Genomic DNA, 20518 nt, shown 5'->3' with positions numbered 1-20518 from the left:
CGGCCTCACGCCCGACGCCGGCCCGTGCCGGCATGGGCGGATGTCGAACGAGGCGCTTGTCGAACCCTGCGGACCGAACCTGGTGGTGCCCCTCGGCGCGGAGCACGCCGACGAGGTCGTCGCCGTCCACCGGGTCGGCGTCGACGAGGGGAACGCCACCTTCGAGACCGCCGCCCCGGCTGGGAGCAGTTCGACGCGGCCAAGCTGCCCGAGCACCGCTTCGCCGCCGTCGACGGGACGGGGCGCGTCCTCGGCTGGGTCGCCGTCACGAAGGTCTCCGACCGGTGCGCGTACGCCGGCGTCGTCGAGCACTCGGTGTACGTGCACCCCGGCGCCCGCGGCCGAGGCGTCGCCTCCGCCCTGCTGAAGGCACTCGTCGACTCCACCGAGGGGCGGGGATCTGGACCGTCCAGTCCGGGATCTTCCCCGAGAACGCCGCGAGCCTGGCTGTGCACGCGCGGGCCGGCTTCCGGGTCGTCGGCACCCGCGCGCGCATCGCCCGGCATCACGGCGTCTGGCGCGACACGGTCCTCGTCGAGCGCCGCGGCCCCCGCGTCGACTGACCGGCGAGGCACCCGAGGCGTCGGCCGAGCCCGCGTCGGGCGCCCGGCGCGCGTGCCAGGAGGGCGCGCCGGCCGTGCGCGGCCGTCTTCGCGAGACGCCCAGGCGGCCGCCATCGTCGTCCTCCTCGATCGTCACGGCGATCTCCCGGTCCGCCCCGCCGCCCCGTTCGTCGCCGACCCGGCCCGCCAGGTATGCGGCGGACCCGGGTCGACGCCCGCCTTCCGTGCCAGGAGCCGAGCGGCCACGTTGTACGCGGCCGCCGGCACCGGCGCCCGCTCCTCCGCCGACGGGACCAGGGCCGCCAGCTATGCGGCGGCCCGGGCGTCCGCCGTGCACCCGCAGATCCGGCGCGAGCGGCAGCACCAGCGGCCCCGGCCGCCCGGCGCCCGGAGGGCGGGCCGGGAACGTCCCGGCCCGGGCCCGCCGCAAGAGGACCGGTCCTGACCGGTTCCCCGGGGCCGGTTCCGGCGTAGCCTGAGCGCCATGAGGCAGGACGCCGACCCCGGGCTCTTCGGCCCCCGCTCCGTGACCTGGCAGCTGCACAGCGACCCGGTGATGTGGATCGCCGGCGTCCGGGCGCTCTGGCTCCAGGCCCTGCACCCCGTCGCCGTCCGCGGCGTCATGATCAACAGCAGTTTCCAGGAGGACCCCTGGGGCCGGCTGATGCGGACCGCGAACTTCGTCGGGACCCTCAGCTACGGGACCACCGAAGCCGCCGAGGCGGCCGGCGCGCGGGTCCGGCGGATCCACCGGCTGCTCGGCGTGGACGACCCCGAACTGCTGCTCTGGGTCCACTGCGCCGAGACCGACTCGTACCTCTCCGTCGCACGCCGCTCCGGGATCCCGCTCACCGACGCCGACGCCGACCGGTACGTCGACGAGCACCGCACCTCGGCCCGGCTCGTCGGCCTCGACCCCGACACCGTCCCGGCGTCCACCGCCGAGCTCGCCGCCTACTTCGAGGCGGTACGCCCCGGACTCGCCGCCGGCCCCGACGCCCGGACCGTCGCCGACTTCCTCCGCCGCCCGCCCGTCAAACCCGCCCTGGTACCGGCGCGCGAGGTGATCTGGCGGCGCGTCACCGCGCTCGCCCACGACACTCTGCCCCCCTACGCCCACGCCCTCTACGGCCACCCCGCCCCGCCTCCGGAGACCGTCACCCGCCGGCTCGTCGCGACCGCCAACCTCCTGCGCTGCATCCCCGCCCGCCTGCGGTGGCGGCTGCCGCCCCGGCACATCCTGCGCGCAGTGGACCGGCTCGGCCCGGATACCCGACCCGACCCGTACGCGTACCCCGCCCCGTATTCACTGTCCGACCCGGCGGCCATACTGGAGGAGCCGAGAAGGCAGTACGGATTCGACGGGGGCGGCAGCACACGATGGGGGACTCCAGACTGATCCAGGGCCGGTACCGCCTGCACGAGGTCATCGGTCGCGGAGGCATGGGCGAGGTGTGGCGCGCCACCGACGAGGCGCTCGGGCGCGGCGTCGCCGTGAAGTGCCTCAAACCGCTCGGCCCGCAGCAGGACCCGCAGGTCCTCGCCGTGGTGCGCGAGCGCTTCCGCCGCGAGGCCCGGGTGGCGGCCGCGCTCCAGCACCGGGGCATCACCGTCGTGCACGACTTCGGCGAGTACGAGGGCGTGCTGTTCCTCGTCATGGAGCTCCTGGAGGGACGCAACCTCAGCCAGCTCCTCGTCTCCAACGACCAGCAGCCGCTGCCCGTCCAGGACGTCGTCGAGATCGCCGACCAGGTCGCCGACGCCCTCGCGTACACGCACCGGCAGGGGATCGTGCACCGCGACCTGAAGCCCGCGAACATCATGCGGCTGCAGGACGGCACGGTGAAGATCTGCGACTTCGGGATAGCGCGCCTCGGTGCCGACATGGGCTTCACCTCGAAGCTCACCGGGACCGGCATCGCCATGGGGACGCCCCACTACATGTCCCCGGAGCAGATCGGGGGCGGTGGCGAGATCGACCACCGCAGCGACCTCTACTCACTGGGCTGCGTGCTGTACGAGCTGGCCACCGGCGCGCCGCCGTTCGACCTCGGCGACTCCTGGGCCATCCTCATCGGCCACCGGGACACGGTGCCGACGCCGCCGCGCGCGATCCGCGCCGAGCTGCCCGACTACTTCGACCGCATCGTCGTCGACCTGCTCGCCAAGGCCCCCGAGGAGCGGCCGTCCGACGCGGGCGACCTGCGCCGCCGGATCGTCTCGGGCCGCTTCGGCACTGCCTCGTTCCCGCCGCCGGCCGAGACGCCCGCGCTCCCCGCCCTGCCGCTGACCGTCCCCATGCCGGTCCCGCTCCCCGAGGAGCCTGCCCCGGCGCCCGCGTGGGTCCGGGGGATCACCGGAGGGCACCGCCCGGCGGCCGTCACCGGACCGCGCCCGGCCGCCCACGACCCCGCCGCCGTCCTCACCACCGAGTGGACCGCCGCCGCACCCGACACCACCCCGCCGCCCGCCCCCGAGCCCCCGGCGGAGCTGGTGGCGGTGCTCGCCGGCCGGTTCCGCGCCGGGATGGGCCTCGGCCGGCTCGGCCGCTGGGACGAGGCCGAGTCCGTACACCGGTCCGTCGCCCGTGACCGCGCCCGCACCCTCGGCGAGGACCATCCCGACACCCTGACCAGCCACTACGAGGTCGGCTTCGCCCTCGCCCGGCTCGACCGCCCCGCCGACGCCCTGCACGTCTTCGGCAGGGTCGCCGAAGCCCGCGCCCGCGTGCTCGGCGACGACCACCCCGACACCCTCGCCGCGCGACAGGAGCGGGCCTACGCCCTGGGCCGCCTCGGACGGCACCCCGAGGCGTACGAGGTGTACGGCGAGGTGCTCGCCGCCCGCGAGCGCACCGTCGGCCCCGACCACCCCGACACCCTGCGCTGCCGCCACAACATGGCGTTCACCCTCGGCCGCCTCGGCCGCCTGGAGGAGTCGTACCGCACCGCCCACGAGGTCGCCGAGGCCCGCGCCCGGCTCCTCGGCGATGCACACCCCGACACGCTCATGACCCGCCACGAGGTGGCGTACACCCTCACCCGGCTCGGCCGCGGGCAGGAGGCGCTCGTCCAGTACCGCGCGGTCGCCGACGCCCGCGCCACCGCCCTGGGCCCCGACCACCCGGACACCCTCGCGGCCCGCTACGAGACCGGCGTCTGCCTCGGCCGGCTCGGCCAGGCCGCCGACGCCCTCGACCTCTGCCGCGACCTCGTCGCCGCCCGCACCCGCGCCCAGGGCCCCGACGGTCCCGAGACGCTGCGCGCCCGCCAGGCCCTCGCCGTCAACCTCGGCCGCCTCGAACGCTGGACGGAGGCGCTCGCCGAATCCCAGAGCGTGCACGCCGACCGCGAGCGGGTCCTCGGCGCCGACCATCCGGACACGCTCACCAGCCGCTGGGAGACGGCCGTCGCCCTCGGCCGGCTCGACCGCTGGGAGGAGGCGCGGGAGTGCCACAGGGCGATCGCCGCCACCCGCACCCGGCTCCTCGGTCCCGCGCACCCCGACACCCTCGCCGCCCTCGACGACGAGGCCCACTGCCTGGAGCGCCTCGGCCGCGACGCCGAAGCGGCCGCCCTCCTCCTGAAGGCGGCGACCCCACCGGGGGCGTGACGGGCCGCAGCCAGGGGCGTGACCGCCCGCCGGAGGCGCGACGTCGGGCGCGCGGTCCCGGATGCGGTCAGTCGAGCCGCGTGAGTTCCCTCGGCCCGTACGGCGCCGCCGCCGCGCCCGTCGCCAGTGCCCAGTACCGGTCGCCGTACGACCAGTGCCACCACTCCGTCGGGTAGTTCACCAGGCCCGCCGTCGTGAGCACGGAGCCGAGCAGCTCCCGGCGGGCGCGCGCCTGCTCGGAGATGCCCTCGGCGTGGGTGTAGCAGGCGCCGCCGCTCTCCTCGGGGTCCGCGTTCATCCGGGTCCCCAGGTCCAGTTCGCGCCCGTCGGCGTCGGCGAGCGTCAGGTCGACGGCCGCCCCGGCGCTGTGCGGGGCGATCTCGGGCGGGGACACGTACCGGCTCGCCGCCGTGAGGATCCGCTCCTCGGGCCACGCGGGGTGCAGCGCGCGCAACTGGCCCGCGTACTCCTCGAAGTACGCCCGCTGGAGGGACGGCGGACGGTACCCCTCGACGAACAGCAGCCGCAGTCCTCCCGGCAGCAGCTCCTGCGCCGTGAGGAGTCGCTCGACGACGCCCTCCCGCAGATGCGCGAACGCGTCCGCCGGGTCCTGCTTGCGCGTGTCGACGAGCAGCGAGCCGACGCCGCGGACGTCCACCAGGCGCTCACCGCACTCCGTCACGGGTATCGCGGCGACCCTCGGATCCGACATCAGGATGATCTCAGCCATGCCGTGATCATGACGGATCATGACCGGACGGCGGGGTTCCCCCGGCACACGGGCGCGTGTGAGCATGAGCCATGACTGCCCCTGATCCACTCCGCGACGCCCAGGCGCCCGCCCTCCCCCAAGCTCTCGACCTCTCTCGAGCAGGGCGGGACCCCCAGTACGACGCCGTCGTCGTCGGAGGCGGGCACAACGGGCTGGTCGCCGCCGCCTATCTGGCCCGCGCAGGACGCTCCGTCCTCGTCCTGGAGCGGCTCGGCTCCACCGGCGGGGCGGCCGTGTCGACGCGCCCGTTCGCCGGGGTCGACGCCCGGCTCTCCCGGTACTCGTACCTCGTCTCACTCCTGCCCGACAAGATCGTGCGGGACCTCGGGCTGCGGTTCGCCGTGCGGAAACGGTCCGTCTCCTCGTACACCCCGAAGGGCGAGGGCGGCCTCCTCGTCGGCGGCGGACCCGACCGCACCCGGGCCTCGTTCGCCGCGCTCACCGGTTCCGACCGCGCGTACGAGGCCTGGCAGGCCTTCTACGCCCGTACCGGCGAGGCCGCCCGCCGGATCTTCCCCACCCTCACCGAACCCCTCCCCACCCGCGAGGGGCTGCGCGCCCGCGTCGACGACGCCGACACCTGGCGGATGCTCTTCGAGGAACCCCTCGGCGTGGCCGTCGAGAGGACCTTCGCCGACGACCTCGTCCGGGGCGTGGTCCTCACCGACGCCCTCATCGGCACGTTCGCCGACGCCCACGACCCCACCCTCCTGCAGAACCGCTGCTTCCTGTACCACGTCATCGGCGGCGGCACCGGCGACTGGGACGTGCCCGTGGGCGGCATGGGCGCCCTCACCGACGCGCTCGCGGACGCCGCCCGGGCCGCCGGGGCCCGCATCCTCACCGGCCACGAGGCCACCCGGATCGAGACCGACGGGCAGCGCGCCGCGATCACCTACCGCACGGCCGACGGCGAGGGCACCGTCGAGGCCGGCCGGGTCCTCGTCAACGCCTCCCCGCAGGAGCTCGCCGCCCTGCTCGGCGAGACGCCCCCGCCGGCCCCTGAAGGCGCCCAGCTCAAGGTCAACATGCTGCTCACCCGGCTGCCGAGGCTCCGCGACCGCTCCGTCGACCCACGCGAGGCCTTCGCCGGCACCTTCCACATCGCCGAGGGGTACGGACAGCTGGCCGCCGCCCACGCCGAGGCCGCCGCCGGGCGCCTGCCCTCCGCGCCGCCGTCCGAGATCTACTGCCACTCCCTCACCGACCCGACGATCCTCGGCCCGGAACTCGCCGCCTCGGGCCACCAGACGCTGACCCTGTTCGGCCTGCACACCCCCGCCCGGCTGTTCGCCGACGACAACGACGGGACGCGCGCGCAGCTCCTGAAGGCGACCCTGGCCCAGCTCGACGCCCACCTGGACGAGCCGATCGCCGACTGCCTCGCCCTCGACGCGGAGGGCCGCCCCTGCATCGAGGCGAAGACCCCGCTCGACCTCGAACGCGAACTGCGGCTGCCCGGCGGTCACATCTTCCACCGCGACCTCTCCTTCCCGTATGGGGACGAGGGCACCGGCCGCTGGGGCGTCGAGACCCGGTACGCCAACGTCCTCCTGTGCGGCGCGGGCGCGATCCGTGGCGGGGGAGTGAGCGGCATCCCCGGCCACAACGCGGCGATGGCGGCGCTGGGGCGCTGAGGGGACCACGGCGGGCCTCGGCGCGACGGTCGCGCCGAGGCGCCGGCCGGACGCCGCCGAGGCGCCGGCCGGACGCCCACGGGGCCGACCCGACCCCCGACAGGGCCTCGCCGTGAGGCCGCCTCCCCCGGTGGTCTCTCCGTTCGGCCCCGTTGACGTCGCCCTCTCCCCGCCTGGGGTGTGAAGCTGATCTGCGAGCGCGCTTAAGAAATCCTCGATGGACCGCAAGCCTCGCGTACGGAAGATTCTCTTCCAGGGATCTTGGGCACACAGTCGTGCCCGCACCCTCACATCACAGGACACGCACGTCGGGAGCCGTTGCATTGAAGGCGCTGGTCAAGCTGAACGCGGAGCCGGGACTCTGGCTCACGGACGTGCCCGAGCCGGAGACGGGTCCCGGCGACGTCCTCATCAAGGTCAAGCGGACCGGTATCTGCGGGACCGACCTGCACATCCGCTCCTGGGACGGCTGGGCGCAGAAGACGATCGCCACGCCGCTGACGATCGGCCACGAGTTCGTCGGCGAGGTCGTCTCCGTCGGCCGTGACGTCGCCGACATCAACATCGGCGACCTGGTCAGCGGCGAGGGCCACCTCGTCTGCGGCAAGTGCCGCAACTGCCTGGCAGGCCGCCGCCACCTCTGCCGTGCCACCGTCGGCCTCGGCGTCGGCCGCGACGGCGCCTTCGCCGAGTACGTGGCGCTTCCCGCCTCCAACGTGTGGGTCCACCGCGTCCCCGTCGACCTCGACGTCGCCGCGATCTTCGACCCCTTCGGCAACGCCGTGCACACGGCCCTCTCCTTCCCGCTCGTCGGCGAGGACGTCCTCGTCACCGGCGCCGGCCCGATCGGCATCATGGCCGCCGCCGTCGCCAAGCACGCCGGCGCCCGCAACGTCGTCATCACCGACGTCAGCGAGGAGCGCCTGGCCCTGGCGCGCAAGACGGGCGTCTCGCTCGCCCTCAACGTCGCCGAGCAGACCATCGCCGACGGCCAGCGCACCCTCGGGCTCAAGGAGGGCTTCGACGTCGGCCTGGAGATGTCCGGCAACCCGCACGCGATGCGCGACATGATCGCCAACATGACCCACGGCGGCAAGATCGCCATGCTCGGCCTGCCCGCCGAGGACTTCGCCGTCGACTGGGCGAAGATCGTCACCTCCATGATCACGGTCAAGGGCATCTACGGCCGCGAGATGTTCGAGACCTGGTACGCGATGTCGGTGCTCCTGGAGGGCGGGCTCGACCTCAGCCCGGTCATCACCGGCCGCTACGACTACACCGACTTCGAGGCCGCCTTCGACGACGCGGCCTCCGGCAAGAGCGGCAAGATCATCCTCGACTGGACCACGGGAGCCTGACCCATGTTCGATTCCGTACGCGACTCCGTCCGCGCCACCCTCGAAGAGATCGAGCAGGCCGGACTGCACAAGCCCGAGCGGGTCATCGGCACCCCCCAGTCCGCGACCGTCGAGGTCACCTCGGGCGGCCGCCCCGGCGAGGTGCTCAACTTCTGCGCCAACAACTACCTGGGCCTCGCCGACAACCCCGAGATCATCGCCGCCGCCCACGAGGCGCTGGACCGCTGGGGCTACGGCATGGCCTCCGTCCGCTTCATCTGCGGCACGCAGGAGGTGCACAAGGAGCTGGAGGCCCGCATCTCCTCCTTCCTCGGCCAGGAGGACACGATCCTCTACTCCTCCTGCTTCGACGCCAACGGCGGCGTCTTCGAGACGATCCTCGGCGCCGAGGACGCGGTCATCTCCGACGCCCTCAACCACGCCTCGATCATCGACGGCATCCGCCTCTCCAAGGCCCGCCGCTTCCGCTACGCCAACCGCGACATGGCCGACCTGGAGCAGCAGCTCAAGGAGGCCACGGACGGCGGCGCCCGGCGCAAGCTGATCGTCACCGACGGCGTCTTCTCGATGGACGGCTACGTCGCTCCGCTCGACGAGATCTGCGACCTGGCCGAGCGCTACGACGCCATGGTGATGGTCGACGACTCGCACGCGGTCGGCTTCGTCGGCCCCGGCGGCCGCGGCACCCCCGAGCTGCACGGCGTCATGGACCGCGTCGACATCATCACCGGCACCCTCGGCAAGGCCCTCGGCGGCGCCTCCGGCGGTTACGTCGCGGCCCGCGCCGAGATCGTCGCCCTGCTGCGCCAGCGGTCCCGCCCGTACCTCTTCTCGAACACCCTCGCCCCGGTCATCGCCGCCGCCTCCCTCAAGGTCCTCGACCTGCTGGAGTCCGCCGGCGACCTGCGCGAGCGCCTCAACGCCAACACGGCGCTGTTCCGCTCCCGCATGACCGAGGAGGGCTTCGACATCCTCCCCGGCGACCACGCCATCGCCCCCGTCATGATCGGCGACGCCGCCGAGGCCGGCCGGATGGCCGAGCTGCTCCTGGAGCGCGGCGTGTACGTGATCGGCTTCTCGTACCCGGTCGTGCCGCAGGGCCAGGCCCGCATCCGCGTCCAGCTCTCCGCCGCCCACTCGACGGAGGACGTGAACCGGGCCGTGGACGCCTTCGTCGACGCCCGGGCCGCCCTGCGCGGCTAGTGTCCGCAGGCTGAGACACTAGGGGCATGATCGAAGCGCGGCGGTTGCACATCCTCCGTGCGGTGGCCGACCACCGCACGGTCACGGCGGCAGCCGCCGCGCTCTATCTCACCCCTTCCGCGGTCTCCCAGCAGCTCGCCGCCCTGGAGCAGGAGACCGGCCACCGCCTGGTGGAGCGCAGCGCCCGCGGCGCGCGCCTCACCCCGGCCGGCGAGATCCTGCTCAGCCACGCCAACGCCGTGCTCGCCCAGTTGGAGCGCGCCGAGGCCGAGCTCGCCGCCTACGGCTCCGGCGACGCCGGTACGGTCACGGTCGCCGCGTTCGCCACCGGCATCGGGCTCGTGGTGGCGCCCGCCATCGCGGCCCTCGACCGCACCGCGCCCGGCATCCGGGTCCGGGTCCGGGACGCGGAGGGCGACGAGAGCCTGCTCATGGTCCTGGACCGGCAGGTGGACGTGGCCGTCGCCGTCGAGTACCGGGGCGCACCGGGCGAGGACGACGCCCGGCTCACCCGGGTCCCGCTCTACGCCGAGCCGTTCGACGCGGTCCTGCCGCCCGGCCACCCCCTGGCGGCCGGCGAACGGGTCGCGCTCGGCGACCTCGCCAAGGACACCTGGATCGGGCAGTCCACCGGCAACCCCTGCCACGACGTGACCGTCCTGGCCTGCGAGTACGCCGGGTTCGCCCCGCGCTTCGCGCATGTCTCCGACGACTTCCGGGCCGTCGCCGCCCTCGCCTCGGCTGCCGCCGGAGTGGCGCTCGTGCCGCGCTCGGCGCTGCGCGGGATGGACCTTTCCGGCGTCGAGGTCCGCCCCGTGGACGGGGTCGCGCCCACCCGCCGGGTCTTCGCGGCGGTACGGCGCGGAGCCGAGGAACACCCCCTGATCAGCCCGCTCCTGACGGAACTCCGCACGGCGGCGGCACCGGAACGGGCGGAAGCCGAGCACTGAAGGGCCCGATCGGCCGGTGGCTCCCGGCTCCGACGGATCCGGTCAGTCGGCGGACGCCGGGTGTCGAAGAAGTCCGGTCAGTCCTCCGACGCCGTCCACCCCACCGCCTCCACCCGCGCCCCGTCCGCGGGCCGGGCCTCGTCGAAGAGCGGTAGCCCGGCGGCGTCGAGGACCCGCAGCCCGTCCACGTAGACCCCGCGCCCGATGTACCGCTTGTCCGTCGCGTACCGCCAGCGCAGCCGTACGGGAAGGGCGTCGGCCTCGGGGACCTCGGCCGTGAGCCGGTGCCAGGCCCGGCCGGACCAGCCGCTCACCGCCCCGGTCGGGTGCGGTTCCGGCTCCTCTCCCGGGCGTACGGTGACGAACGGCAGCGGCACCCAGGTCGCCCCTCCGTCCCGGGAGGCCTCCAGGACGGCGGTGTCCGCGGCCGGTTCGGTGTCCCACCACAGCGCGCACGCGAAGCGGGCGGCGCCCGGCACCGGCGGCAGGGTGAGCGTGCCGGCGGTGTCGCCGTCCATGCCGGAGAACCAGGAGGTACGGCCCCGGGCGGGCCGCACCGGCACCGCCCTGGCCAGCCGGTCCGCCGTGGCGACGCGCGGCGCGGAGCCCGAGCGCCAGCTGCGCACCGGGTGCACGGAGTTGCCGAGCACGATCAGGAACGCGTCGGTCGTCGGGTCGAGGACGAGGCTGGTGCCGGTGAAGCCGGTGTGCCCGGCCGTGCGCGGGGTGGCCATCGCGCCCATGTACCAGTGCTGGTAGAGCTCGAAGCCGAGCCCGTGCTCGTCGCCGGGGAAGGCGGTGTTGAAGTCGGTGAACATCAGCTCCACCGAGGCGGGGGAGAGGACGCGGGCCCGGCCGTACGCGCCGCCGTTGAGCAGGGTGCGGGCGAGGATCGCGAGGTCCCAGGCGCGGGAGAAGATCCCGGCGTGGCCGGCGACGCCGCCGAGGGCGTAGGCGTTCTCGTCGTGGACCTCGCCGTGGACCATGCCCCGGTCGAGGCCGGACCAGGGCGGCCGGGCGTCCTCGGTGGCGGCGATCCCCGGCCGCCAGGAGGGCGGCGGATTGAAACGCGTGCGGTGCATCCCGAGCGGAGCGGTGATCTCGTCGTGGAGCAGGACGTCCAGACCGCGACCGGTGATCTGCTCCAGGATCAGCTGGAGCGTGATCAGGTTGAGGTCGGAGTAGAGGTACGCGGAGCCCGGCGGGTGCGCGGGGGTCTCCGCCCACAGCAGCCGCAGCTTCCCCTCCCGCGTCGGCTCCCGGTAGAGCGGGATCCAGGACCGGAACCCGGAGGTGTGCGTGAGCAGCTGCCGTACGGTGACGTCCTGCTTCCCGCCCCCGCCGAACTCCGGCAGGTACGCGGTGACCCGCGCCTCCGACTCCAGTGCCCCGCGCTCGATCTGCTGCACCGCCAGGATCGAGGTGAACAGCTTGGAGACCGACGCCAGGTCGAAGACGGTGTCCTCGGTCATGGGGACGCACTGTTCCGGCGGCAGCTCGATCCCCGTGTCGCTCTTCTCGTCGTACGCGGCGTACCGCACGGCCGAGCCGATCGCCCGGTGCAGGGCGACGGTCCCGCCCCGCCCGGCGAGCAGGACGGCGCCCGCGTACCAGGGGTGCGTGGGGGACGGCCCGAGGAAGCGCTCGGCCTCCGCGACGAGCCCGTCCAGATGCGGCGCGAGCAGCCCGGCCCGCTCCGCCGAGCCCCGCCGCAGCGTGATCCGGCGCGCGGCCGGTCCCGCACCCGGCCGAGGGCCGGACGCGGCCCCTGGCACCGCACCGATCATCAGCGCACCTCCGAGGGCCGGCACTCCACCGCCGAACGCGCGGCGGCTCGGCCCTCCGTCCCGTCCCGCATCCTCCGTCATGCCCACCCTCTCCCACGCGGAGCGCCGGCGAAACACGGACGCACCGGCCGCAAAGAATCTGACGATGCATCAGAAAACCTCTTCCTTCCGCCGCGCCGCTGCGGCATCCTGCCGCCCATGAAGACGGAGCTGAGTCGCACCCTGGGAATCGAGCACGCCATCTTCGGCTTCACGCCCTTCCCCGCGGTGGCCGCCGCACTCACCAGAGCCGGCGGGTTCGGCGTCCTCGGCGCGGTCCGCTACACCGCGCCCGACGACCTCGCCCGCGACCTCGACTGGATGCAGGAGCACACCGACGGCCTGCCCTACGGCCTCGACGTCGTGATGCCCGCGAAGAAGGCGGTCGAAGGGGTCACCGAGGCCGAGATCGAGGCCATGATCCCCGAGGAGCACCGGGCGTTCGTCCGCGCCACCCTCGCCAAGCACGGCGTCCCCGAACTCGCCGAGGGCGAGGCCTCCGGCTGGCGGATCACCGGCTGGATGGAGCAGGTCGCCCGCAGTCAGCTCGACGTGGCCTTCGACTACCCCATCAAACTCCTCGCCAACGCCCTCGGCTCACCGCCGCCCGACGTCGTCGCCCGCGCCCACGACCACGGCGTCCTCGTCGCCGCCCTCGCCGGCAGCGCCCGCCACGCCCGCCACCATGCCGACGCCGGCATCGACATCGTCGTCGCCCAGGGGTACGAGGCGGGCGGCCACACCGGCGAGATCGCCTCCATGGTCCTCACGCCCGAGGTCGTCGACGCCGTCTCCCCGCTGCCGGTCCTCGCCGCCGGCGGCATCGGCAGCGGCGAGCAGATCGCCGCCGGACTCGCCCTCGGCGCGCAGGGCGTCTGGCTCGGCTCGATCTGGCTCACCACCACCGAGGCCGAGCTGCACTCCCGCGCCCTCACCGCCAAGCTGCTCGCCGCGGGATCCGGCGACACGGTCCGCTCCCGCGCCCTCACCGGCAAGCCCGCCCGCCAGCTCCGTACCGAGTGGACCGACGCCTGGGACGACCCGGCGGGACCCGGTCCGCTCCCCATGCCGCTCCAGGGACTCCTGGTCGCCGAGGCCGTCTCCCGTATCCAGAAGTACGAGGTCGAACCGCTCCTCGGCACCCCGGTAGGGCAGATCGTCGGCCGGATGAACTCCGAGCGCAGCGTCCAGCAGGTCGTCGACGAGCTCACCCGCGGCTTCGAGAAGGCCGTCGACCGCATCAACCGCATCGCCGGACGGAGCGCGTCATGAGCACAGAAAGCCAGACCCCCACCGGATTCTGGGCCCAGGCCGCCGCCGACCCCGGCCGTACGGTCCTCGTCGCGCCCGACGGCGAGGAGTGGAGCGCCGGCCGGCTGCACGCCGAGGCGAACCGTCTCGTCCACGGGCTGCGCGCCGCCGGTCTCGAACGCGGTGACGCGTTCGCCGTCGTCCTGCCCAACGGCCCCGAGTTCTTCACCGCCCATCTCGCCGCCACCCAGGCCGGGTTCTACCTCGTCCCCGTCAACCACCACTTCGTCGGCCCCGAGATCGCCTGGATCGTCGCCGACTCCGGCGCCAAGGTCCTGGTGGCGCACGAGCGGTTCGCCGAGGCCGTGACCCTCGCCGCCGACGAGGCCGGCCTCGCGCCCACCCACCGGTACGCCGTCGGCGCGATCCCCGGCTTCCGCCCGTACGCCGAACTGCTCGACGGGCAGGACGGATCCGCGCCCGGGGACCGCACCCTCGGCTGGGTCATGAACTACACCTCCGGCACCACCGGCCGACCCCGGGGCATCCGCCGCCCGCTCCCCGGGAAGCTCCCCGAGGAGACCCATCTCGGAGGCTTCCTCGGCATCTTCGGCATCCGGCCCGCCGACGGCAACGTCCATCTCGTCTGCTCGCCGCTCTACCACACGGCCGTGCTCCAGTTCGCGGCCGCCGCCCTGCACATCGGCCACCCGCTCGTCCTCATGGACCGGTGGGCGCCCGAGGAGATGCTCCGGCTCATCGACCGGTACTCCTGCACCCACACCCACATGGTCCCCACCCAGTTCCACCGCCTGCTCGCCCTCCCGGAGGAGGTACGGGAGCGGTACGACGTCTCGTCCATGCGCCACGCCATCCACGGCGCCGCACCCTGCCCCGAGCACGTCAAGCGGGCGATGATCGACTGGTGGGGCCGCTGCGTCGAGGAGTACTACGCGGCCAGCGAGGGCGGCGGCGCCTTCGCGACCGCCGAGGAGTGGCTCAAGCGGCCGGGGACCGTCGGCCGGGCCTGGCCCATCAGCGAACTCGCCGTCTTCGGCGACGACGGGAAGCGGCTGCCGCCCGGCGAACTCGGCACCGTCTACCTCAAGATGAACACCGGCGGCTTCCAGTACCACAAGGACGAGGCGAAGACCGCGAAGAACCGCATCGGCGACTTCTTCACCGTCGGCGACCTCGGCGTCCTCGACGAGGACGGCTACCTCTTCCTCCGCGACCGGAAGATCGACATGATCATCTCCGGCGGGGTCAACATCTACCCCGCCGAGATCGAGGCGGCCCTGCTCGCCCACCCCGCCGTCGCGGACGCCGCCGCCTTCGGCATCCCGCACGCCGACTGGGGCGAGGAGGTCAAGGCGGTCGTCGAGGCGGCCGAGGGGCACGAGCCGGGGGACGCGCTCGCCGCCGAGATCCTGGCCCACTGCGCAGACCGCCTCGCCGGCTTCAAGCGCCCGAAGTCGGTCGACTTCGTCGCGGCCATGCCCCGCGACCCGAACGGCAAGCTGTACAAGCGCCGCCTGCGCGACCCGTACTGGGAAGGCCGTGAGCGCCCGCTCTAGGGGGACCTGCACCTGACGGAAGCCCGTCCGGCCAGGGTGCGGCGGACCAGTGGTTTCGGCGAGGTGTCCGAGGGGTGCATGGAACAGCGGGTGCGTGTGCACAAGGCCAGGCTCGGCGGCGCCGAGGCCAGAGTCGTCCGGCCGGATCCGGTCCGGTCGCGCCTCGCCCTGCGCGACGACGGCCACTGGCTGTCGATGTATGTGGACCGGGGCGGCGCCGAGCAGCTCACCGCGCTGTGGGGGCCGGCGGCCCGGTCCGCCCGGTCCCTGATCCACCTGCCGATCCGGGCCAACGCGGTCCCCGACAGGGCCGCGGTGGAAGGGGAACCGGTGGCGCTCGACCTGGTCCTGGTCCACCACAGCCTGCAGTTCCCCACCGCCTCGTGGAAGGAGGTGCGGGCCCGGCTCGGTGCGGGCAGGCCGCACACCGCCGCCACCCCGGGCGGTGACTTCCCCGACGAGAGCGCCGTCGACCACGAGCGCAGGTACCACTCGACGTTCCGGGACCACCTCGGCTTCGGCATCGCCGCCCACACCCTCTTCGTCGTGGGCAGCGCCACCGCGTTCCGGGAGCACGGCTCCGCACTGCGCGGTCTCGTCGACGAGGCGCCGTCCCACCGGCACCGCCATCCGGGCGCACGGCACTTCTGTGTGGAGCTCGGCTCCGGCCCGTGGACGCGTCCGAGGACCCGCCGGAACGTGCCGGGTGCCCTCCACATCCAGTACTGCGAGGACTGGCGCTAGCGCTCCGGGGCCAGGGCCGGGAGGAGCTGGGACTCCTCGTACGCGAAGTGCTCCTCCAGGTTCGTCGCCAGGCGTTCGACCTCGGTGCGCAGGGTCGCCGGGGCGGCGCCCGAGGTCAGCAGGGCCTCCAGCTCCCCGACCGTGCGGGCGACCGCCTCGTGCTCCCGGCGCATCCGGTCCAGGGAGTGGGCGAGGTCCGGGAACTGCCGCTCCAGGAGGTCGAAGACGCCGTCCTCGTTGTGGTGGTGGGCGCCGAGTGCGCCGCAGAAGCCGAGGCAGTGGCGGGCGAGCCGGCCTCCGAGCGTCGGTGCCGGGGAGTCCAGGCCCTCGCGGAGCGCGGCGAGTTCGGCGCGGAGCTCGTCGTGGACCTTGACGAGGTGGGCGGCGATCGCCCGGTGCCGCGCCGGGTCGGTGAGGTCCACGCGGTGCAGGGCCACGACGGGGATGACCCGGTCCGTGCCGGCCTGGTAGGCGGCGAACGCGGGATCCCGGTCGCACTGCTCCGCGTACAGCCGGTCCCGCTCCTCGCCCTCCGTCACGACCGCCCGGGCCGCGAAGCGTTCGACGGTCCCCTCGGGGGTGCCGAGCTCGACGGTCACATGGGCGTCGGCGCGGAGGTTGTGGAACCAGGCGGGGTGCCTGGGCCCGCCGGCGTTCGAGGCGAAGACGAGGAGCCGTGCCCCGTCGCGTCCGTACACGGCCGGATGGGTGTGCGGCCGGCCGCTGCGGGCGCCGGTGGTGGTGAGGAGGAGTAAGGAGACGCCTTCGAACATCCCGCCCACGCGGCCGCCGTTGGCGCGGAACTCCTCGATGACCCGCCCGTTGAAATCGGACATGACGGTGCCCTTCGGTAGCATCGATCACGACAGATCTATTTGCTTTGAAAGCAAAGCTAAATCGGAGGATGCAGGGTGTCAATCGAGGACAACGGCGACCGGCGCGCCGACGGCCCGGGCGTCGACGAGGCCGTCCGTACGCTGCTGCTGCTCATGCCCCGCATGGTCGGACGGGTCAAGCGGATCAGGATCCCCGAGGAGCTGCAGTCCCTCACCCTCGCGCCCCGCCACCTCTCCCTCCTCGCCTACCTGCTCTTCGACGGGCCGCTCGGCGTCAACGAGCTCGCCGCCCGCCTCGAGGTCGCCCCGACCACCGTGAGCCTGATGGTCGGCGACCTCGCCAAGCAGGGGGTCCTGGAGCGGACCGAGGACCCCGCCGACCGGCGGCGGAAGATCGTCTCCATCGCCGAGGCCCACCGCCCCGCCATCGACGGCTGGCTGGGCCGCAGCGCCGGCGCCTGGCGCGCGGCCCTCGCGCCCCTCGGTCCGGCCGAGCGCAGGATGTTCATCGAGACCCTCGCCGCCTACGAGAACGGCCTCACCGATCCCGAACGCTGAACGAATCGGGCGTAAAGGCCCTCTTGTGGCAATATGCGGATCATGAGTTCGACAGTGACGGCAAGGGCACGGCAGTGGACCACCTGGGGGCCGGTGGTGGCGGCGCTTGTGCTCGCCCTCGCCTGGGGGCGCGAGCTCCCGGGCTTCGCGGTGGGGATCGTCGTCGTCTGTCTGTTCGCCGGGGTGCTCTCGGCCGTCCATCACGCCGAGGTCATCGCCCACCGCATCGGCGAACCCTTCGGCTCCCTCGTCCTCGCCGTGGCCGTCACCGTCATCGAGGTCGGACTGATCGTCATGCTGATGATCGGAGGCGGAGACAAGGCGACGAGCTACGCCCGCGACACGGTCTTCGCCGCCGTCATGATCACCTGCAACGGCATCGTCGGCCTCTCCCTGCTCGTCGGCGCGCTGCGCAACCGGATCGCCGTCTTCAACGCGGAGGGCTCCGGCGGAGAGCTCGCCGTCGTCTGCACCCTCGCGACCATGACGCTCGTCCTGCCGACCTTCACGACGAGCCACCCGGGCCCCGAGTTCTCCGCCGCACAGCTCGCCTTCGCCGCGGTCTCCTCGCTCATCCTCTACGGGGTGTTCGTCGCCGTCCAGACGGTCCGGCACCGCGACTACTTCCTGCCCGTGCCGCGGCCGGACCGGGGGATTCCGGAGTCGGCGGACGAGCACGCCGCGCCGCCCACCGCCCGCGACGCCTGGTTCAGCCTCGGTCTGCTCGTGGTCGCCCTCGTCGCCGTCGTCGGCAACGCCAAGCTCGTCTCGCCCACCATCGAGGACGCCGTCGCGTCCGCGGGCCTGCCCAAGGCGGTCGTCGGCGTCGTCATCGCCCTGATGGTGCTGCTTCCCGAGACGCTCGCCGCCGTGCGCGCGGCGAGCCGGGACCGCATGCAGACCAGCATGAACCTGGCGTACGGCTCGGCCATCGCCAGCATCGGCCTGACGATCCCCTCGATCGCGCTCGCCTCGATCTGGCTGGAGGGGCCCCTGATCCTCGGCCTGGGGCCCCTCCACATGGTGCTGTTCGTGCTCACGGCCGTGGTGAGCGCCCTGACGGTGGTGCCGGGACGGGCCACCCTCCTTCAGGGCAGCGTCCACCTCTCGATCTTCGCGGCCTTCGTGTTCCTGTCGTTCAGCCCCTGACGACCTCCACCTTCAGCGCGGGCGAGCGCAGGATGTCCTTCTCGCAGAACCGGGAGGTCACCCAGCGCTCGCCCGCGAACAGCCGGGTCTGGTCGCTGTAGTGCGGGGACGCCGGGTTCGACGACTGGGAGTACGAGAGCAGGGTGCGGGCCACCGGGCACCGGCTGCCGTCCCAGCCCACCGCCTGCACGTGGCTGGTCCCGTGCGCGACCTCCACGTAGCCGCCGCCCGCCGCGTTCCACACGGGCTCGGCCTTGTTCCAGATGCCCAGCGACTCGGTCCCGCCGCTCACCGGGATCCGTTCCCCGTTCCGTACGACGAACTGGTGGGCGCCGAGCGGCGCGTCCAGCGCGATGCCCGCCGCGCGCAGCTCCGCCGCCGCGGCCGCGAGGGCCTTTCCGAACTCCGGGAGTCCGGTGTTCAGGGTGTTCGGGGTGCGGACCGGGTCGGCGGCCGAGAACGGCACCTTCCACTGGTCGGCCGGCTTCACCGTGCCGGTGAACTTCCGCCAGAACCGGTCGAAGAGCAGCGCGCCCCGGCTGTCGGTGTTCACCGTCCGGTCCCATTCTTCGATTACCCGGCAGACCTCCGGGTCCTCCGGCAGCGCCGACGCACAGGCCTTCGCCGCGTCGGCGGCCGCCATGTCACCGGCCGGGGCGCGGTTGGCGAACTGCTGGCGCTGGAGGTCGGCCACCGTGAGCCGGCCCCGGTCCGCCATCGCCGCCACGTCCTCGATCCCGCCCCGGGTGCGCAGCGAGCGAGGTGTCGCCACCGTGCCGAAGATCCGCTCGTAACCGGTCAGCGGCCGGTCGGCGTTGGCCAGCCAGGCGCTGTCGTTGGAGTTCTCCACGTACGGGGTGTCCCGCAGGACCGGCATCCGGGCCGGCCCGAAGACGCCCGGCTGCACCGCGTCCGGGTCGGAGCCGAGTGCGCAGTCCGACCGCGAGCCGTCGAGCACGGCGACGCCCGAGGCCGGGTAGGTGGCCCGGCCGAGCGGGGTGGAGCAGCGCGCGGCGAGCTCGTCGGTGATCCGGGGGAGCACCTGCGACTGGGTGAAGAGGGAGTGCCCCGCCGAGTCCGCCGCGATCGTGTTGACCCAGGGCAGCCCCTGCGTGCGCTTCAGGGTGTCGACGACGTCCTGCGTGGACCGGGCCCTGCCGAAGCCGAGCGCGGTGTCGGAGCCGCGCAGGTTGGCGGCGTTGGGGTCGTTCAGCGCGTACGCGGTGGTCGCGGTCCACGGCAGCGGCAGCTGTGCGCCGAGGCCGCCGACGACCGGTCCGTACCGGGTCCACCACTGGGTACGGGTGACGGGGGCGCCGTCCTTCACCGCGACGGTCACCGCGCGCGGGGTCATCCGCTCCGGCTTCCCGTCCACCAGATAGGCGGTCGGGTCGCCGGGCACGAGCGTCAGCTGGTGGAGGCTGAGGGGGACTCCGGTGGCGACGGTGTGGCTCCAGGCGACCTTGTCGTTGAAGCCGATGTTGACGACGGCGGTGCCGAGGAGGGAGGCGCCGGAGACGTTCAGTTCGCCCGGGATGGTCTGTTGCGACTGCCAGAAGCGGCGGCCGCCCTGCCACGGGTAGTGCGGGTTCCCCAGGAGCAGCCCGCGCCCGTTCGCCGTGGTGGTGCCGGAGAAGGCGACGGCGTTGGAGCCCATCGTGGCGTTCTCGGGAGCGAACAGCTCGCGTGCAGCCTCGGCGGCGTCGTCCGGATCGGGGACGGCGTCGGAGGCGGCGGTGACAGCGAGTGGGGCGGCACCCGAGGAGTCGGTGCCGGCGGGCGGGGCGGCGGCCGGGGGAGAGACGGGCGGCCGGGCGGCCGTGATGCCGTCCACGGCCCTGCCCTGTCCGCCGAGCACCGAGACGGCGAAGCCGCGCCGGGCCACGTCGAGCGCGGTGACCGGGCGGACCCAGTCGGCGTCCGCGCAGGCCGGATCGGTGATCCGGTTCTTGCGCAGCCAGGCGTTGTAGCCGGCCGCCCAGCCGCGCATCAGCTCCTTCAGGTCCCGGCTCGGTCCGGCCGGTGCCGGTGTGGCGAGCAGGTCCTCGACCGTGCCCGCGTCCTTCACGCCACGGAAGTACAGGTCGCTGGAGAGGTTCGTGCCGGCGGAGGACAGCGAGCCGTCGGGGGCCGCGTCCGGGCCGAAGTACCGGGAGCGTTCGCCGTTCACGGTCAGGAAGCCGTCGGCGAGCACGCAGACCTGGTCGGCGGCCTGGGCCCAGCCCGTGCCGAAACCGAGGTTCGCGTAGTCCCTGGCCACGATGTGCGGGATGCCGTACTCGGTGTAGCGGATGACGGCCGACAGGCCCCGGTCGGACGGGCGGTCGCCCCGGTCCCCGGAGTCGGCGGCCGCCGCGCCGGGCAGCGAGGCGGTGACGACGGCGAGGGCCGCGCCGGTGAGCGCCAGGTGTTTCAGACGGGTGCGGAGGTGCAAGATGCCTCCCAACGGGCAGACGGGCACTGCGGATCGGACCATGCACGC

General features: G+C 73.7%; 15 protein-coding genes and 1 pseudogene. 12 read left to right on the top strand and 4 right to left on the bottom strand.

Annotation, left to right across the window (positions count from 1 at the left end; all coding sequences use genetic code 11):
* Window positions 1-40 precede the first annotated feature (40 nt).
* The 3 genes and pseudogenes from ACFYX3_RS14915 to ACFYX3_RS14905 all read left to right on the top strand — a co-directional run bounded on the left by ACFYX3_RS14915 (window position 41) and on the right by ACFYX3_RS14905 (window position 4175).
* A pseudogene (locus ACFYX3_RS14915) lies at window positions 41-563 on the top strand (GNAT family N-acetyltransferase).
* Window positions 564-1047: 484 nt separating this feature from the next.
* Window positions 1048-1962, top strand: a complete 915-nt coding sequence (locus ACFYX3_RS14910) for an oxygenase MpaB family protein (RefSeq protein WP_389012819.1) — start codon at window positions 1048-1050, stop codon at window positions 1960-1962.
* Window positions 1944-4175, top strand: coding sequence for a tetratricopeptide repeat protein (locus ACFYX3_RS14905; RefSeq protein WP_389012816.1), 2232 nt, complete (start codon window positions 1944-1946; stop codon window positions 4173-4175). Before ACFYX3_RS14910 ends, ACFYX3_RS14905 begins: the two co-directional genes overlap by 19 nt.
* A gap of 67 nt (window positions 4176-4242) precedes the next feature.
* Here ACFYX3_RS14905 and ACFYX3_RS14900 read toward each other — a convergent pair whose 3' ends face one another.
* A complete protein-coding gene (locus ACFYX3_RS14900; RefSeq protein ID WP_389012813.1) occupies window positions 4243-4905 on the bottom strand; it encodes a M15 family metallopeptidase in 663 nt (220 codons plus the stop codon).
* Between the two features lie 71 nt (window positions 4906-4976).
* Between ACFYX3_RS14900 and ACFYX3_RS14895 the strand changes: the two genes are divergently transcribed.
* The 4 genes from ACFYX3_RS14895 to ACFYX3_RS14880 all read left to right on the top strand — a co-directional run bounded on the left by ACFYX3_RS14895 (window position 4977) and on the right by ACFYX3_RS14880 (window position 10095).
* Window positions 4977-6584: a phytoene desaturase family protein gene (locus ACFYX3_RS14895; RefSeq protein WP_389012810.1), complete on the top strand. Its 1608-nt coding sequence runs from the start codon at window positions 4977-4979 to the stop codon at window positions 6582-6584.
* A 323-nt stretch (window positions 6585-6907) separates the two neighbouring features.
* On the top strand, window positions 6908-7942 hold the full coding sequence (tdh, locus tag ACFYX3_RS14890) for an L-threonine 3-dehydrogenase (RefSeq protein ID WP_359516343.1): 1035 nt from the start codon (window positions 6908-6910) through the stop codon (window positions 7940-7942).
* Between the two features lie 3 nt (window positions 7943-7945).
* On the top strand, window positions 7946-9145 hold the full coding sequence (locus ACFYX3_RS14885) for a glycine C-acetyltransferase (protein ID WP_376585357.1): 1200 nt from the start codon (window positions 7946-7948) through the stop codon (window positions 9143-9145).
* A 26-nt stretch (window positions 9146-9171) separates the two neighbouring features.
* Window positions 9172-10095, top strand: coding sequence for a LysR family transcriptional regulator (locus ACFYX3_RS14880; protein ID WP_389012806.1), 924 nt, complete (start codon window positions 9172-9174; stop codon window positions 10093-10095).
* A 77-nt stretch (window positions 10096-10172) separates the two neighbouring features.
* Here ACFYX3_RS14880 and ACFYX3_RS14875 read toward each other — a convergent pair whose 3' ends face one another.
* Window positions 10173-11963 carry a serine hydrolase gene (locus ACFYX3_RS14875; protein ID WP_389012803.1) on the bottom strand — a complete coding sequence of 597 codons (1791 nt, stop codon included), beginning with the start codon at window positions 11961-11963 and terminating at the stop codon, window positions 10173-10175.
* Window positions 11964-12080: 117 nt separating this feature from the next.
* Between ACFYX3_RS14875 and ACFYX3_RS14870 the strand changes: the two genes are divergently transcribed.
* The 3 genes from ACFYX3_RS14870 (at window position 12081) to ACFYX3_RS14860 (ending at window position 15493) form a co-directional block, all read left to right on the top strand.
* Window positions 12081-13193, top strand: coding sequence for an NAD(P)H-dependent flavin oxidoreductase (locus ACFYX3_RS14870; protein ID WP_389012800.1), 1113 nt, complete (start codon window positions 12081-12083; stop codon window positions 13191-13193).
* The gene (locus ACFYX3_RS14865) at window positions 13190-14749 is read left to right on the top strand and encodes an acyl-CoA synthetase (RefSeq protein WP_389012797.1); all 1560 of its coding nucleotides are present in this window, start codon (window positions 13190-13192) and stop codon (window positions 14747-14749) included. Before ACFYX3_RS14870 ends, ACFYX3_RS14865 begins: the two co-directional genes overlap by 4 nt.
* A 78-nt stretch (window positions 14750-14827) precedes the next feature.
* Complete coding sequence (locus ACFYX3_RS14860) at window positions 14828-15493, top strand: hypothetical protein (RefSeq protein ID WP_389012794.1); 666 nt, start codon at window positions 14828-14830, stop codon at window positions 15491-15493.
* Here ACFYX3_RS14860 and ACFYX3_RS14855 read toward each other — a convergent pair.
* A complete protein-coding gene (locus ACFYX3_RS14855) occupies window positions 15490-16329 on the bottom strand; it encodes a nitroreductase/quinone reductase family protein (RefSeq protein WP_389012791.1) in 840 nt (279 codons plus the stop codon). The genes ACFYX3_RS14860 and ACFYX3_RS14855 overlap by 4 nt on opposite strands.
* A 153-nt stretch (window positions 16330-16482) precedes the next feature.
* On the opposite strand from ACFYX3_RS14855, the gene ACFYX3_RS14850 reads away from it, so the two are divergent.
* Window positions 16483-16887 carry a MarR family winged helix-turn-helix transcriptional regulator gene (locus ACFYX3_RS14850; RefSeq protein ID WP_389013210.1) on the top strand — a complete coding sequence of 135 codons (405 nt, stop codon included), beginning with the start codon at window positions 16483-16485 and terminating at the stop codon, window positions 16885-16887.
* Between the two features lie 42 nt (window positions 16888-16929).
* Window positions 16930-18036: a calcium:proton antiporter gene (locus ACFYX3_RS14845; protein ID WP_389012788.1), complete on the top strand. Its 1107-nt coding sequence runs from the start codon at window positions 16930-16932 to the stop codon at window positions 18034-18036.
* On the opposite strand, the gene ACFYX3_RS14840 is transcribed toward ACFYX3_RS14845, so the two are convergent.
* Window positions 18026-20470 (bottom strand): penicillin acylase family protein, encoded by a 2445-nt coding sequence (locus tag ACFYX3_RS14840; protein WP_389012785.1) that lies wholly within the window; start codon window positions 20468-20470, stop codon window positions 18026-18028. The two genes, ACFYX3_RS14845 and ACFYX3_RS14840, sit on opposite strands and share 11 nt — an antisense overlap.
* Between the last annotated feature and the right edge of the window lie 48 nt (window positions 20471-20518).

Origin of the sequence: Streptomyces sp. NPDC002463 (assembly GCF_042889835.1) — a bacterium.
In the GTDB taxonomy this organism is placed as follows: Bacteria; Actinomycetota; Actinomycetes; order Streptomycetales; family Streptomycetaceae; genus Streptomyces; species Streptomyces nymphaeiformis.
The sequence above is the reverse complement of the archived record's forward strand: the minus strand, read 5'-3'. Positions and strand labels throughout refer to the sequence as shown.